Here is a 13934-nt window from a genome sequence, read left to right as displayed (position 1 = left end):
GTCACCTCACGCGGGTGTGGCGGTTATGGCCGTTGACCAGCAGCTCCAGTTGCAGCTGCTCGGTGTGGTTGTTGACCTGCACGTGGCAGTCCAGCCGGAAATGCAGTTCCAAGGGGGCATGACAATCGGGTACTGCCTTGAGCGTTCGCACGTGCACGCGCGGCTCGAAGCGCTCAATGGTGCGGCGGATGTCTGCGCTCACTTGCTTCAGGAGGTCGCCGCTGCTTGCGTCGTGCCGGTTGAAGTCATGCAGGCCCAGCTCAGGGCTGCTTTGTGAGCAACCCTGGCGAGCGTTGAGCAACGTTTCGAGGTGGCGCTTGATGGCGGCGAACTTCTGGGTAGCGTTTTCTTGCCTGGACAGCGCCCGGCCTGCGAACGGGTTCGTCACCAAGTCATCGAAAAATCCACTCATTGGGTATCAAGCCGGCCAACCAGGGAGATTTCGAAGTTCGCTCCCATGTACTTGAAGTGCGGTCGTACGGCGAGAGAAACCTGGTACCAACCCGGTTCACCGGCAACGTCCGAAACTTCGACCTTTGCAGCGCGCAACGGGCGACGGCTGCGCACATCGGCAGACGGGTTTTCCTGGTCGGCGACGTATTGCTTGATCCATTTGTTCAGCTCGGACTCAAGGTCCTTGCGCTCTTTCCAGCTGCCGATCTGTTCGCGTTGCAGCACCTTGATGTAGTGAGCCAGCCGGTTGACGATGAACAGGTAGGGCAGCTGGGTGCCGAGCTTGTAGTTGGTCTGCGCTTGCAGGCCTTCCGGGGTCTTGGGGAAGTTCTTTGGTTTTTGTACCGAGTTGGCTGAGAAGAACGCGGCGTTGTCGCTGTCCTTGCGCATGGTCAGGGCGATGAAGCCTTCTTCGGCCAGCTCGAATTCCTTGCGGTCGGAAATCAACACTTCGGTAGGGATCTTGGCCTGAAGCTGGCCTAAGGCCTCATACAGGTGCACCGGCAGGTCCTCGACTGCGCCACCCGATTGTGGGCCGATGATGTTCGGGCACCAGCGGTAGCGGGCGAAGCTGTCGTTGATGCAACTGGCCAGCAGAAAGGCGGAGTTGCCCCACAGGTAATTGTCGTGCTGTCCGTCGATGTCCTCGCGGTAGTGATAGCTCTGGACCGGATTTTCCTGCGGATGGTAGGCCGAGCGGAGCATGAAGCGTGGGCCGGTCAGCCCAACATGCCGGGCATCCTCGCTTTCACGGAAGGCACGCCACTTGGCATGCCGTGGGCCGGCGAAAATGTCCTTGACCTCCTTGAGGTTTGGCAGCTCTTCGAAGCTGCTGAGATTGAAGAACTCAGGAGACGGCGCTGCGAGAAAAGGGGCGTGTGCCATGGCGCCCACCGAGGCCATGTAACTCAGCAGTTTGATATCTGGAGAGGAGGGGCCGAAGTTGTAGTTGCCGACCATCGCGGCAATCGGTTCACCGCCAAACTGGCCATAACCTGCGGTGTAGACATGTTTGTAGATGCCACTGCAGGTGATGTCGGCTGAGTTCTCGAAGTCGTCGAGCAGATCACCTTTGCTGACGTGCAAAACTTCAAGCTTGATGTTCTCGCGAAAGTCTGTTCGGTCGACTAAAAGCTTGAGGCTTCGCCAGGCGGATTCAAGTTGCTGGAACTCGGGTTCATGCAGGATGGCATCCATCTGCTTGCTGAGTACTCGATCCAGCTCCGCAATCATCTGATCGACCCGGTGTTTGTTGATGAGTTGATCTGGGTCATGACTTTTAAGGATTTCGGTAATAAAGGCAGACACGCCTTGGCGAGCGACTTGATAACCCTCTTGGCTGGGAACCAATTTGGTTTCCGCCATGATCTGGTCGAGCAGGGTAGCGTTGCTCAGCGTTTCGGTCGTTGTTTCAACCGCGACAGTCGTGTTGTTTTGCTTTGGCATAGGGACGCTCCGTTGTCTCAGTCTTCTTTCGGCGCTTCAAGCACCAAGTCCAGTTCCTGGGCCAGCTGTTTGCGCGCTTGCTCGTCATTCAGCAGGTGCTGCAGTTGCTTGCGGAACGTGGGCACGTTGCCCAGGGGGCCTTTCAGGGCGACCAACGCTTCGCGAAGCTCCAGCAGCTTGTTCAGCTCCGGTACCTGTCGCGCGATGCTGTCGGGCCCGAAATCGTTGATGGACTTGAACCGCAGGCTGACCGCGAGCTCTGCGTCGGGGGCCGTGCTGAGCACGGAGGGCACGGACATCACCAGGTTGACATCGGCATCGTTCAACACATTGTTGAAGGAGTGTTTATCGATGCGCATGACCGAGCGGTCCTCCAAGGCGCGGGCATCTTTCAACCCGAAATCACCAAGCACCAGCATCTTATGCGGCAGCTCTACTTCGGCCTGTTCATCGCCAGTGGCGGGTACATATTTGATGTTGATGCGTTCTTTAGGTGCAACTGACCCTGTGGCTTTTGCCATCGCCGAATATCTCCCTTGTTAATTGTGGGCGTGCGTAAAAGTTATGTGGTGTGCGTCAGTATGTTTTGTAGGAAATTTCCCTGATGTTGGTCTGCGGTATAAACAAAAAAACAACGGTGTTTTAAACAAGCTGGCGGGCTGTATGGGGCGCCCAAAAAAAACATGCGCTCGGTTTGCATGTTTGGTCGAGTGCAAAAGTGTTAAAAAATATTTGTTTGTCGCACAGGAATTTTATCAGCTAGGCTGTTGTCGATTTCCGGATTCAGAAGTGCCTGATGGTTATTTGGATTCGTTGGTGATCAAGGAGTGTGTGCTGTTGAAAGGGAGTTACTTGCGATGGCTGGTAAAAATTCTTACATAGTAAGTCTTGCACTGGTGCTCAGCTTTCTATCGATGTCCGTGTATTCCGATCAGGATTGTCGGCGCATCGTTTCCAATTTGGAGCGCTTGGCCTGTTTCGATAGATCGGCCGGAACGCCTGCTCATCTTGTGCCTGTGCAATGGTCCGCGCCGGAGCAAGACTCGCCCACGTTGCGTCGTGTGTTGACCAATGAGGTGGGACGGCCCCCAGAGGACCTGACGTTTCGCCTCAAGGCTGAAGATGATGGGCTGATGATCTCGGCGCCGGCAATTGCTTCGGTCGCTCCGCATACCTACCTGGTCATCAGCTGCGTGCAAAATATTTCCAGGTTGCAACTGGTTACCGCACAACCCATCGAGGCCAGCCGGGTGAACGTGCAGTTGCAGGGTGAGCGGGGTTCAACTGTCCCTACCCTCTGGCAAGTGACGGAAAACGGCCAGGTGCTTGACGCTGGCAGAGGCTTGCCGGGCATCGAGCAGATCAAAAAGCTGATAAAGGCCCATCGCATTCAGGTCCAGAGCGATAACCCAGCCGTTGACGGGCTGCTTTTCGATGCCCATGGGCTGGACCCACTCATCGATGAGGCGCGCAACGCATGTCGCTGGTAGCAGAGGTCACCGCACAGGACATTGCCCGGCTGCTTGCCCCCATCGACGCACAGAACCCTGCCGGCCTGTTCGACGTGGAGGACGAAACCTACCAGGCCATTGACCAGGAGATGGTCAAGCTGGGTGGGCTGCAGGAGCCCTCCATCGATTGGGCATTCATCGAAGAAGCGTCCCGCCAGTACTTGGGCCAAGCGTGCAAGCACTATCGCATCGTCGCGCACCTGAGTGTCGCTTGGCTACGTAGCCGATGCTGGGAACGCTGGGGTTTTACCCTGGCCTTGTTGGCCGGCATGGTCGAAGCCTATTGGGAAAGTGCACATCCTAAACCGGGCCCTAAAGGGTTTCTCGGTAAGCGTAAGCTGGTTGCCCTGACACTGATCCGCTTGGCCGAGGCATTACCGCGCCTGGATCGCTTCACCTTCAGCCCCGCGCACGCGGCGGCGGCTCAGGGCGCACTGCAAAGGCTGCAACAGCAGCGCGATGCAGCGCAGCTCGAAGAAGCCCCCCTGAGCGAATTGGATCGGTTACTACGCAAGCACATGGAGCTTGCTAACGGGCTCACTGAGCCCCCCACGGAAAAGCCCCCTGCAAAAGGCAGCAAGTCTGCGTCGTTGGCCGAGGTCATCGCCACGCCAATGCCCCGTGTGTCGTTCGCCAACGAGCGTGAATCACGAAGAGCCATGCTCACCATGGCTGAGCTGATCAACCAGCAGGACCCCTACGATCCTGCTGGCTACCAGTTGCGTCGTTTCGGCTTGTGGGCCCACATCCAGACGGCGCCTGAAACCAGGCACGGCCATCGCACTGAGCTGATGGCGGTGCCGCAGGAGATCGCCGGGGACTATGAAGATGCCATCGCCGGCACTGCAGTTGACGTGGCCATCCTCCAGCGGATCGAAAAGAGCGTGACGGCCAGTCCCTACTGGATACGTGGCAGTTTTCTCGCAGCGAGCGCTGCCACGCGCCTGGCGATGAGCGAGGTGGCTGAGGCTATCCGCGCAGCGAGTGCGCGGTTCGTGCAGCGCATACCTGCGCTGCAGCAGCTGTGCTTCAGCGACGGCAGGGTATTTGTCGACGACCAATGTCTGGCGTGGCTCCGGGGTACACAAGGGCAGTCCGATTCGGGCGCAGCTTCACAGGAATTCGCAACGCTTCGAGAGGAACTGGCCTGCCAGCTGGAAACCAGCGGCGTTGAAGCGGTATTGCTCAGGCTGCAGGGAATGCAGGCGGACTTCGGTAGTTTGCGTGAGCGCTGCCATACCACCGTGATCGCGGCTGATCTGTTGGCTGCCCGGGGTGTGTCCTGGCTGGCCCAGGATTTGTGCGCAGGCGTTGCTCGAACGATGCAGGAAACCTCCGCCAGCGCCTGGGAGCCTGAGGTGTTTCAACGCCTTCAGCAGTATGCATCCACCATCCCTCGCGGGCTGATTGCAACAAGAAACGGGAGTCACGATGAGTCGAGTGTGGAAGCATCTTAAACGTTGGGGCCTGCCGCTGCTGACGGGTGTCGGCCTGGCCATGCCGCTGCTGCTTGGGCTGGGCGCCGTCTTGCTACTGGCTGCGATCTGGTGGCTCGGCCCGCAATGGACCTGGCGCGAGCAGCAGCCGCTGGCGAGCGTGGCGCATCGCGCGCTGGCTAGCCTGACACTTGTGTTGGTGCCGCTGCTCTGCTGGCTGGTGGTCTTGCACGGGCGTTCGCGCCGCCTGCAGGCGCAGCAGCAGGCGGTGGCCGCTGAGCTGGATGATGTATTGCCCTTCGTCCAGGCACAAGAAAAGGCATTAGACCAAGGGCTGGCGCGTTATCTGGACAACGCCGGTGGCCGACGTGCGTTGTATCGGCTGCCCTGGTATCTGGTGGTGGGTGACGAACAGGCCGGCAAGACCAGTTTTATCGACCGTACTGAACAAAGCTTTTCCCTGACCCGTATCGACAAAGCACAAGCTCGGGGCCGACAGGCGCAAGCACTGGCACACCCGATAGGCTGGTGGGTCAGTGACGACGCCGTGATCATCGACCCTCCGGGCGCCTTCATTCGTCAGGGGGCGTTGGCGGGCTTGTCCGAAGCATCGAAAACATCGAACCCACCCCCTGCAACCTCGGCCAGGTTGTGGGAACACCTGTTGGGCTGGCTGGTGCGTAACCGAAGCCAAAGAGCCCTCAACGGCCTCTTGCTGGTTGTCGACCTGCCTGCTCTGCTGCAGGGGGCACCTGAGCACCGTGTTGCGCTGGCGCATGTCTTGCGCGCGCGGTTGTATGAGGTAAGCAATCAGTTGGGATCGCGCCTGCCAGTGTATGTGGTGCTGAGCAAATTCGACCTGCTGGACGGTTTTGACCAGCTGTACGCCGCGCTGCCTGCCGCCACACGGGAAAAAATGCTGGGCTTCACGTTCAAGCTGGAGGCTGCCGGCACGTTCGACGATTGGCTGGAGGAATATGGTGAACACTACCGTCGGTTGATCAACGATCTGTTCGAACAGGTGGTCGAACGGCTGGACGTCCTGAACAGTGCAGCACAGCGCTCGCGTCTGTTCACACTGCATGGTCAGTTGATCGGGTTGCGTCCGATACTGCTTGGCTTCTTGAAAGAAGCCCTCGCGAGTGACCGCTTCACCACCCCGGCTCTGGTACGCGGTGTTTACTGGTCCTCGGTCGTGCAGCAGGGCGACATGCTCAACGCGTTCGTGCGTGAGGCGGCGCAGCCCTACAACACCGAGTTTCCGCTGCGTGAGGGCAAGTCGCAGGGGCCGGCGCTGGTCTATTTCATTCAGCATGCCTTCCGGCGTGTCATCTACCAGGAAGCCGGGCTTGCCGGAGACAACATCAAAGTGGCACGCAGCAAACGGCGGTTGCTGTGGGTGGGTTCTGCAGTAGGCGGGCTTGCCTTCTGCGTCGCCATCGCCAGTTGGCAGCGCTACTTTGACATCAATGGCGCCAAGGCCGCCAACGTGCTTGCCAAGAGCAGTGAGTACAGCCATCACCAAGTGGACCAGCGTCTGGACCCCTCCGGGCGCAACCTGTTGGAGCCCCTGGACCAGATTCGCGATGCCGTGTCGGTGTTTGGCAACTACCGTGATGCGTGGCCGGGTATTTCCGACCTTGGTTTGTACCAGGGGCGCGCCATCGGCCCCCGCGTCGATGAGGCCTACCTGGCTTTGCTTTCCAAGCGTTTCTTGCCCGCCCTGGCAAGTGGCGTGATCGATGCAATGGACGCTGCACCACCTGGCAGTGAACAGCAAATGGCTGCTCTTCGCGTTTACCGAATGCTGGAGGACCGCCAGAATCGCCGGCCCGAATGGGTCGAGGACTGGTTCGCCCATCAGTGGCAACAGAAGTATCCCGGCCAGGGGCAACTGCAACGCGATCTGATGCGGCACCTCAACTATGCCTTGGCCTATGCCGACACCGATCTGCCACAGTACAGCCAGCGCATTGCCGAGGTGCAGCAGACGCTGCGCCAGATTCCCCTGCCAGAGCGAGTCTATGCGAGCCTGAAACAGCAGGCTGGGGAACAGCTGCATGTTGGCTTGGACCTGCGTCATCAGGTGGGGCCAGCGTTCGATGTGGTGTATCAGCTGTCGTCTCGCTCCGGGCAGGGTGAGGGGGTACTGATAGCACCCATGCTCACCGCCAAAGGCTTCAAAGAGTACTTCGAACCCCGTAGTCAGCGGTTTGCGGAAATGGCGATGATCGACCAGTGGGCGCTGGGTGAGCGCGGTCAGCTTGATTACTCGGATGCCGACCGGGAGGCGCTAGGCGAACGGCTGCGTAACTTGTACAGCGCCGATTTCATTGACAGCTGGCGGCGCGCCCTGAATGCCTTCGCGGTGGCTGACTTCCGTGATCTGGATCATGGGGTCGCGATCCTGCAGCAACTGACCGGGCCTGCGGCGCCCCTGCATCGGCTATTGGATGCTGTGAAGGAAAATACGTCGCTTACATCGGCCGTGGGCGCAGAGTCTCTTGCGCAAGCCGAAGCGTTGCGGCCTGCGAGTAGCAAACCTGAGCAGCAACAGGCATTGGCTATTCAACGGGCCTTTGCTGGGCTGGGTGCCATGCTGCAAGCAGCCGGTGAGAAACCCAGCTATTACGATGAGACCCTCGGTGCGATCGCGGCCGTGCACGACTATGCCAAGTCGGTGCAGGATAGCCCTGACAGAGGCAAGGCGGCGCTGCAGGCCGTGCATCAGCGATTCTCGATGACGGGGCAGGACCCGATAGGCACCCTGCAGCGGGTGGCTACTGGCTTGCCGGAACCCATCAACCATCAGGTCCGGAAGGTCGCCGATCAAACGGCGCGAGTGCTGAATGTCGAAGCCCTGCGTGAGTTGGAGCGGCGCTGGGACGCTGAGGTCTATAGCTTCTTCCAGCAGCGTCTGGCCGGGCGCTACCCCTTCGTGGTGCGGGCGCCCGATGCCTCCTTGGACGACTTCGAGGCGTTCTTTGGCCCGAAGGGGCGGCTTCAGCGATTCCATGATCAATACCTGAAGGTCTTCCTGCAGGAAAACCTCGAAAGCCTGCAAGCCGGCCATCAGGGGCAATCACTGATCCGTAGCGATGTGATCGAACAGCTGGAACGGGCAGACCGTATCCGTGAGACCTTCTTCGATCAGCGCGGCAACCTGAGCGTGCAGTTCAGCATCGAGCCGTTGGGCCTGAGTGCCAATCAGCGTACAAGTTTGCTGGACCTGGACGGCCAACTGATTGCCTACACCCATGGCCCGAGCCAAATCACCGGTATCGTCTGGCCTAACACCCTGGGGCAGCAGGTGCGCAGCAACCTGACTTTGCTGAGGCAGAACGGTAACAGCAGCAGCCTTGAATACCGTGGCCCCTGGTCGATGTTCCGCTTGCTCAGCCGTGGCTCGCTCAATGGGCGCACGGCGGCCAGCGTGGACCTGAGCTTCAGGGCCGGCGATGGCGTGATGCGCTACAGGCTCAACGCTGAAAAAGCATTCAACCCCATTACTCAGGAACCGTTCAAAGGTTTCCAGTTGCCACGAGGGCTGTTGCAACAGTCGCCCAAACTGGGGTCTAGCACGCAGGCAGGTTTATAAAGGGGAAGATCATGCAAACCGAAGAGCGAGTAAAGGCGCTGAATTATTGTGCCCACGCCATCGAACAACTGGAGTCAGGCACTCATACCGTGCGTAAGGATATGCCCGGTATCCTGCACGCCCATTACGCCGTTGTAAGGCTTTTGCGCAAAAGTGTGAAGTTCATCTTGCCCAACTGCGCTGAGCTAGTGGACATGGGTGAGGTCCGCCAGGCTCACCTGGACCTGGACCTGGACCTGGACCTGGCACGGCTGCCCTTTCCAGTGGGAGCGCTGGAGTCTCCCTGGGTGTTCGATGGTAATGAAGGCGAAGACAAGCCAGGGTGCCACCGTTCAACGAAGCGAATCGCTTTATGCGTCACTATGGAGCCTGATCTGGCCGGCTTGCTACCCGACACTGAGCGGTTCCTGGAAGAGGCAAAGGGGTGGGGGGGGTATACCCGCTGTATTGAAGTGACGCTACGAGCCGCTGCACCCTGCCTATAGGTGGTGTGTTTGTTCCCCATTATGCTCAGTCGAGAAGCTACCCTGGTGTCAGAGGTAGCTTCGAGCTTCGCCGGAACGCGTACTCCCCATCATTTGGAGCTTGGTCGGCCCGGAATGTGACTGAGGATTGATTTGGAGAAGCCGCCGTCCACACAAATATCTTGCCCGGTGACATATCCGGCAAGAGGGCTTACCAGAAACTCGATCACATTTGCGATATCCATTGGCTCACCAATTCTCGCCAGTGGAATGATCCCTTCCCGTGCTTTTTTAATCTGCGGGTCGGCGTACATTTTTTCAGACATCGGTGTATGCGTCATGCCTGGGGACACGACATTGACTCGGATTCCGTCAGGCGCCCACTCCAGCGCGAGGGTTTGGGCGAGCATTGTCAAGGCTGCCTTGGTGGGGCTGTAAGCGCCCGAACCGGCATGCGGAAGCTGGCCAGACATCGACGAGGTGAAGCACGCCGAGCCACGACTCTCGCGCAAATAGGGGTAGCTGGCTTTGGCAAGCAACCAGGCACCGCGAAGGTTGACGGCGAACATGTCGTCCCAATCCTTGAGGGACAAATCACAGATCGCGCCGGGGCTGGCGACGCCGGCATTCGCCACAAGCGTATCAAGCCCACCGAACTCCGCGATTGCAGCTGCTACGAGTTGGTCAGGTACTGCAGGATCGCCAAGGTCACCAGACAGCGAGATCGCGATGCCGCCCATCGACTCTATCTTTCGAACGACCTCATCCTGGGTTGCGTTTGGGGTATGCCCGCACACGGCAATTTTCGGCTGCGAGCCACGGGCAAGCGAAGCCTCCGCGATCCTCACACACGTAGAAGCACCGATGCCGCTACTACCGCCACTGACCAAAGCTCTCATTTAACAGCCCTCGCACACAGATTTTATTGTAGGTGGAAGCCCTAACCTACAAAACTGGGTGTGTCTTTGCAATCAAATTGACAACGTAACTCGATTCCATTATCGTTTTTTCATCATCCAGGTGCCTTCAGCAGCGCAGTGGCTGTCGCCATCCAGTACATCCAAGCCCGCGGATTCGTGCGGCTATAGTGGTCAACCTACAAAATTCACAATATGAATGGCCCGTTTCACTTCGGTGAATCCTCAACTGAAAGGATGTTTCGATATGATCATCAGCACGTTTTCTTATCTGTGGTCATCCACGGCAATCGATGCAATTGCGCAGTTGTCCGAACATGGGCACCGTGTGTTCGAAGTGCCCGTAAGCTCACCACATTGCTGGCCGGTGGAAATGTCGAACGCAGAGCGCTCTGCTGCAAGCGTGCGCCTGCGCCAGTACGACGCGAAGATCAGGTCGCTCAATGCCGGCGGCTATGACCTGAACTTGGCCAGTCCCGCTGCCAATATGCGTCAGAAGAGCATCGAACACATCAAGGCGGTGATTGACTTGGCTGTCGCTTGGGATACTCAAGAAGTGGTGATATCGCCAGGCACCCGGCGCCCGATGATCTCTCCACCGCTTGAGAAAACCTATGACTGGATGTACGAGAGCCTGGCGGTTTTGACACCGCTGGCAAAACAGGCGGGTGTTCGCCTGCTGCTGGAAAACACCCCGTATTGCTTCACGCCTACGATGCGGGAGCTGGCAGAGGTTGTTGGGACCATCAATGATGATGTCGTCAGGGTCGTTTATGACATCGCCAACGCTGCTTATATAGGGGAAGATCCGGTTGCCAGTCTGCTGGCCTATCACAGCGCGATCGACTTTGTGCATGTGTCCGACACCGGCACGGATGTTTGGGGCCATGATCCAGTTGGCACCGGGGTCGTGGACTTCGTCGGACTGGGTGAGGCTGTTAAGGCGACCTGCGGAATTGAAAACTGCGTGCTCGAAATCATCCGCGAAGAAAACGCGCTGTACGAACTGAACAAAGGTGTGCAGGATTTGCGAGAGAAGGGGTGGAATATCCCGTAATTGCGTTTCGATCGCTCGTCATCACGGTAGCCCTGAGGCCCGCAATGGGCCCAGGTGCAGGTTGGAGCGTTAGCGCGCAGGTGGCGAGCATTCACTGCTGACCGAAGTCCACAGCGACCAGCACTCGCCAACCTTGATGGCCGACCGTTTCAAATGTTGGATATGAGCATTCAGGGTTTCTTCTCGCATGCGGGCGATGGGGCCGGCGATGCTGAGGGTTGCCACCGGCGCTGAGTTGCTTGAGCGCGCTGGATCAAATACGGGTACTGCCACAACGCACACACCCACTTCTCCTTCTTCTCTGACTACCGCGTGCCCCTCTTTGCGGATCAGGGCGATGTCATCGAAAATGTCCCGTATCGAAACCCGAGCATTGGGCCCAGCGTACTCTCGGCTGTTCTCGATATCCCAAGTCGCGAGAATACGCATGGCGCGCTCATCGCGCATGGTGGAGAGCCATGCTTTGCCTGCGGCCGTGGTGTGGGGGATGATTTTTTCGTCCAAGGCGCGGCGATATTGAAGACCCCTCGTATTTTTCGTGGCCTGCAGTACCCAGGTCAGATGGTCCTCCGCAACTTCCGCCAAGCGAACATGTTCGCCAGTTTCGCTGGCGAGTTCGTCGAGCAACGGTTGCATTATTCTGGCAAAGCCGGTTTCAGTGATGTAGTTCACGCCCATGCTGGGAATTTTCAACGTCAGGCAGTAGTGGTCCTGCTCGTCCTGGTAAACGTAGCCTCTTTCCCGCAGTGCGCTCAATATACGGTGAGCCGTGGCCATGGCCACTTGAGTCTGTTCACTGATGTCAGACAGGGCGAGGCCGCCTGGATGGGAGAGCAGCAGTTCCAACGTATTGAAGTAGCGGCCTATGTGTGACAATTTTCTAATCCTTTGTTTCGCGTCAGAGTGTTAGACCTTGATGGGGACCCCACCCAGGCGATCTGACTCATAGGCCGCCTCGATGATACGCATGACGCTGTGCATGTTTGCTAGCCCGGCGCCTGCATAAGCGACATCACGATCAGGCGCCAGGATGTCGGTTACGAAGTTGTCGTAATACACGTCAGAGTTCAAGCTCATGTGCAGGTCACTTGCCTGCCCGCTGGCATCGACCAGGCGCATGCCTTCTGTGCTTGAGCGCGCGTAGAACTGATCCGTTGACATTGAAAATGAATACTCCCTTTGTTCGGGCGTATTGGCGGGATAATTGTACCCCGTTTCGATAGTGCAGATGCAGCCGCTCTCAGTCACCAGTGTCATCAACGAGCCGATCTCTACGGCGGTCAGCAGCGGGTCGCGGTACATCACTGCCGATACGCTTCGAATCGCCTCGCCGGTAATTTCCTGAACCAGATCGACGAAATGAGGGGCGAGATTGATCGTGCATCCGCCACCCGAGCGTTTCGGCTCGAGCATCCAGGAGCAACTGTTGGTCAGGTAGCGCCCAGGCGGCCCAGCGTTGAATCGAAACGCCAGCGTTCTCCACTTGGCTTCACGCTGCCTGGCTTCGTGCTGCAGGCGGTTGAGTAACTCGCTGTGCCTCCATATCAACGGCACCGCGACGAACAGGTTATTGGCATCGGTGCGTTTGTGAAGGTTCAGCACTTCGTGCTGGGTTAGTCCGCAGGGCTTTTCCATCGCGAAGGGGACTTTTCGTTCGATCAGTGCTTCACCCATGGCATAAAGCTCATCGTGTGGGCCGAAGGCGAACGCGAAATCAGCTTCCTCATGTTCCAGCAGGGTTTCCCAGTGATCGTAAAGTTGTGCCCCGAAACGTTGGGCGAGAGCAGGCCCCCGCGACCCCGTTGCATCGGACACCGCTGTTACCGTTACATCAGGCAAGCGTTCCAGCGCATCGAGATAGAGTGGGGTGTGCCAATGACTGACTTCCAGGAGAACGACTTTCAAATATCCACCCTTTATTATTAAGTAAGTTTGACAAACTTGCCGACGCTACCGAGGTTGCGGAGCACATACGAATAGCACGCAAGCGACACTGCTGGGGTTTTCAGTAGACTAGCACGACATAATTACGAACGGAAGAGAGTTACGTTTTGCTGAGCGGCCAGTGTGCGGAAGGCATGGCGGCCAGCACCATCCATGTGAGCATGCCCAAAGCATGCGCATCGGGGAGGGTTCAGGTTGGCGTGAAGAAGAACGCTCGGGCTGGCTGCCAGGGGAGGGAGGAGGGGCCTAAAGCCCCGTCGAGTAACGACGCTCGATGTCTTTGAAACCGAGGAACCCAAGTGCCAGCAAGGCCTGACCCAAATGCATGGGTTGGCCATCGAGGGTTTTGCATCCGCGTGCCTGTGCCGCCAGTAACAGCGCGGTTGGCTCGGCCCGAGTGATGATGTCGACCAATACCGTGGCGGGGGTCAACCGCTCTGCGTCTATTGGCATCGGATCATCGTGGTTCATGCCGAGCGGGGTCGCATTGATAACGATGTCATGACCTGCTGGGTCAGGTGGACCTGCTTGGACCTTGCACAAACCCTCGGTGCCAGCTTTTTGCGCCAGGGCAGCGGCGCGATGCGGGTCCAGATCTGAAATAACCAGTGAGCGGGCGCCTGCAGCGGCCACGGCAAAAGCGATGGCCCGTCCCGAGCCACCTGCTCCGACCAGCAGCACAGATTTCCCAAGCAGAGAAACCCCTTGACGCTGCATGCCCAGTACGCAGCCGAGCCCGTCGAATACAGCGCCCTCCCAGCGACCGTCCTGGTCGCAGCGAACCACATTGATTGCGCCTACCTGGCGCGCGGTGGGATGAAGGGTGTCCACCACCTCAAGCATGGCTTGCTTGTGCGGCATGGTGACCAGTAGCCCCGCGAGGTTACGTACAGCGCGCGCGCCTTTGACGAACTCGGCGAGGCCCTGCGTACCGACCTCCAATGGAATGCAGACGGCATCAGTCTGTGCTTCGGCGAATAGCCTGTTCAGCAGCATCGGGGATTTGGCGCTCTTGAGCGGGTCGCCAATCAATCCATAGACGCGTGTATTGCCGGTGATGAGTGGATGCATGTGAACCTACTGTGGTTGGCGGGTGCGCGCCAATTGC

11 protein-coding genes and 1 pseudogene are annotated in these 13934 nt (G+C 58.4%); 5 read left to right on the top strand and 7 right to left on the bottom strand.

Annotation, left to right across the window (positions count from 1 at the left end; genetic code table 11):
* Position 1: 1 nt before the first annotated feature.
* Genes tssE through tssB form a run of 3 tightly spaced genes read right to left on the bottom strand, consistent with a single transcriptional unit; the run spans position 2 to position 2420 of the window.
* Positions 2–412: a type VI secretion system baseplate subunit TssE gene (gene tssE / locus ABRP30_RS17225; RefSeq protein WP_241805374.1), complete on the bottom strand. Its 411-nt coding sequence runs from the start codon at positions 410–412 to the stop codon at positions 2–4.
* Positions 409–1899: a type VI secretion system contractile sheath large subunit gene (gene tssC / locus ABRP30_RS17220; protein WP_349974927.1), complete on the bottom strand. Its 1491-nt coding sequence runs from the start codon at positions 1897–1899 to the stop codon at positions 409–411. The genes tssE and tssC overlap by 4 nt, the downstream gene beginning before the upstream one ends.
* 17 nt (positions 1900–1916) lie before the next feature.
* Positions 1917–2420 (bottom strand): type VI secretion system contractile sheath small subunit, encoded by a 504-nt coding sequence (gene tssB, locus ABRP30_RS17215; protein WP_241805372.1) that lies wholly within the window; start codon positions 2418–2420, stop codon positions 1917–1919.
* Positions 2421–2756: 336 nt separating this feature from the next.
* On the opposite strand from tssB, the gene vasI reads away from it, so the two are divergent.
* The 4 genes and pseudogenes from vasI (at position 2757) to ABRP30_RS17195 (ending at position 8929) form a co-directional block, all read left to right on the top strand.
* On the top strand, positions 2757–3389 hold the full coding sequence (gene vasI / locus ABRP30_RS17210; RefSeq protein ID WP_372490327.1) for a type VI secretion system-associated protein VasI: 633 nt from the start codon (positions 2757–2759) through the stop codon (positions 3387–3389).
* Positions 3377–4845: pseudogene (gene tssA / locus ABRP30_RS17205) on the top strand (type VI secretion system protein TssA). Before vasI ends, tssA begins: the two are co-directional and overlap by 13 nt.
* Positions 4842–8444, top strand: coding sequence for a type VI secretion system membrane subunit TssM (gene tssM, locus ABRP30_RS17200; RefSeq protein WP_349974925.1), 3603 nt, complete (start codon positions 4842–4844; stop codon positions 8442–8444). Before tssA ends, tssM begins: the two are co-directional and overlap by 4 nt.
* An 11-nt stretch (positions 8445–8455) precedes the next feature.
* Complete coding sequence (locus ABRP30_RS17195; protein ID WP_349974924.1) at positions 8456–8929, top strand: hypothetical protein; 474 nt, start codon at positions 8456–8458, stop codon at positions 8927–8929.
* Between the two features lie 89 nt (positions 8930–9018).
* Here ABRP30_RS17195 and ABRP30_RS17190 read toward each other — a convergent pair whose 3' ends face one another.
* Positions 9019–9807: an SDR family oxidoreductase gene (locus tag ABRP30_RS17190; protein WP_349974923.1), complete on the bottom strand. Its 789-nt coding sequence runs from the start codon at positions 9805–9807 to the stop codon at positions 9019–9021.
* Between the two features lie 265 nt (positions 9808–10072).
* On the opposite strand from ABRP30_RS17190, the gene ABRP30_RS17185 reads away from it, so the two are divergent.
* On the top strand, positions 10073–10882 hold the full coding sequence (locus ABRP30_RS17185; protein ID WP_267817093.1) for a sugar phosphate isomerase/epimerase: 810 nt from the start codon (positions 10073–10075) through the stop codon (positions 10880–10882).
* 69 nt (positions 10883–10951) lie between these two features.
* Here ABRP30_RS17185 and ABRP30_RS17180 read toward each other — a convergent pair whose 3' ends face one another.
* From ABRP30_RS17180 to ABRP30_RS17170, 3 genes are all read right to left on the bottom strand, one after another.
* Entirely contained in the window at positions 10952–11758 is an 807-nt protein-coding gene (locus ABRP30_RS17180; RefSeq protein WP_267817091.1) for an IclR family transcriptional regulator, read from the bottom strand.
* 30 nt (positions 11759–11788) lie between these two features.
* Positions 11789–12787 carry a Gfo/Idh/MocA family oxidoreductase gene (locus tag ABRP30_RS17175; RefSeq protein WP_349974922.1) on the bottom strand — a complete coding sequence of 333 codons (999 nt, stop codon included), beginning with the start codon at positions 12785–12787 and terminating at the stop codon, positions 11789–11791.
* Between the two features lie 285 nt (positions 12788–13072).
* Positions 13073–13897 (bottom strand): shikimate dehydrogenase, encoded by an 825-nt coding sequence (locus ABRP30_RS17170; RefSeq protein ID WP_349974921.1) that lies wholly within the window; start codon positions 13895–13897, stop codon positions 13073–13075.
* Between the last annotated feature and the right edge of the window lie 37 nt (positions 13898–13934).

Source organism: Pseudomonas sp. WHRI 8519, assembly GCF_040224055.2.
Lineage (GTDB): Bacteria > Pseudomonadota > Gammaproteobacteria > Pseudomonadales > Pseudomonadaceae > Aquipseudomonas > Aquipseudomonas putida_X.
This window is presented reverse-complemented; position numbering and strand designations above follow the sequence as displayed.

Coding starts and splice junctions, on each gene's coding strand:
- tssE (WP_241805374.1), bottom strand. CDS start 412: ATGAGTGGATTTTTCGATGACTTGGTGACGAACCCGTTCGCAGGCCGG.
- tssC (WP_349974927.1), bottom strand. CDS start 1,899: ATGCCAAAGCAAAACAACACGACTGTCGCGGTTGAAACAACGACCGAA.
- tssB (WP_241805372.1), bottom strand. CDS start 2,420: ATGGCAAAAGCCACAGGGTCAGTTGCACCTAAAGAACGCATCAACATC.
- vasI (WP_372490327.1), top strand. CDS start 2,757: ATGGCTGGTAAAAATTCTTACATAGTAAGTCTTGCACTGGTGCTCAGC.
- tssM (WP_349974925.1), top strand. CDS start 4,842: ATGAGTCGAGTGTGGAAGCATCTTAAACGTTGGGGCCTGCCGCTGCTG.
- ABRP30_RS17195 (WP_349974924.1), top strand. CDS start 8,456: ATGCAAACCGAAGAGCGAGTAAAGGCGCTGAATTATTGTGCCCACGCC.
- ABRP30_RS17190 (WP_349974923.1), bottom strand. CDS start 9,807: ATGAGAGCTTTGGTCAGTGGCGGTAGTAGCGGCATCGGTGCTTCTACG.
- ABRP30_RS17185 (WP_267817093.1), top strand. CDS start 10,073: ATGATCATCAGCACGTTTTCTTATCTGTGGTCATCCACGGCAATCGAT.
- ABRP30_RS17170 (WP_349974921.1), bottom strand. CDS start 13,897: ATGCATCCACTCATCACCGGCAATACACGCGTCTATGGATTGATTGGC.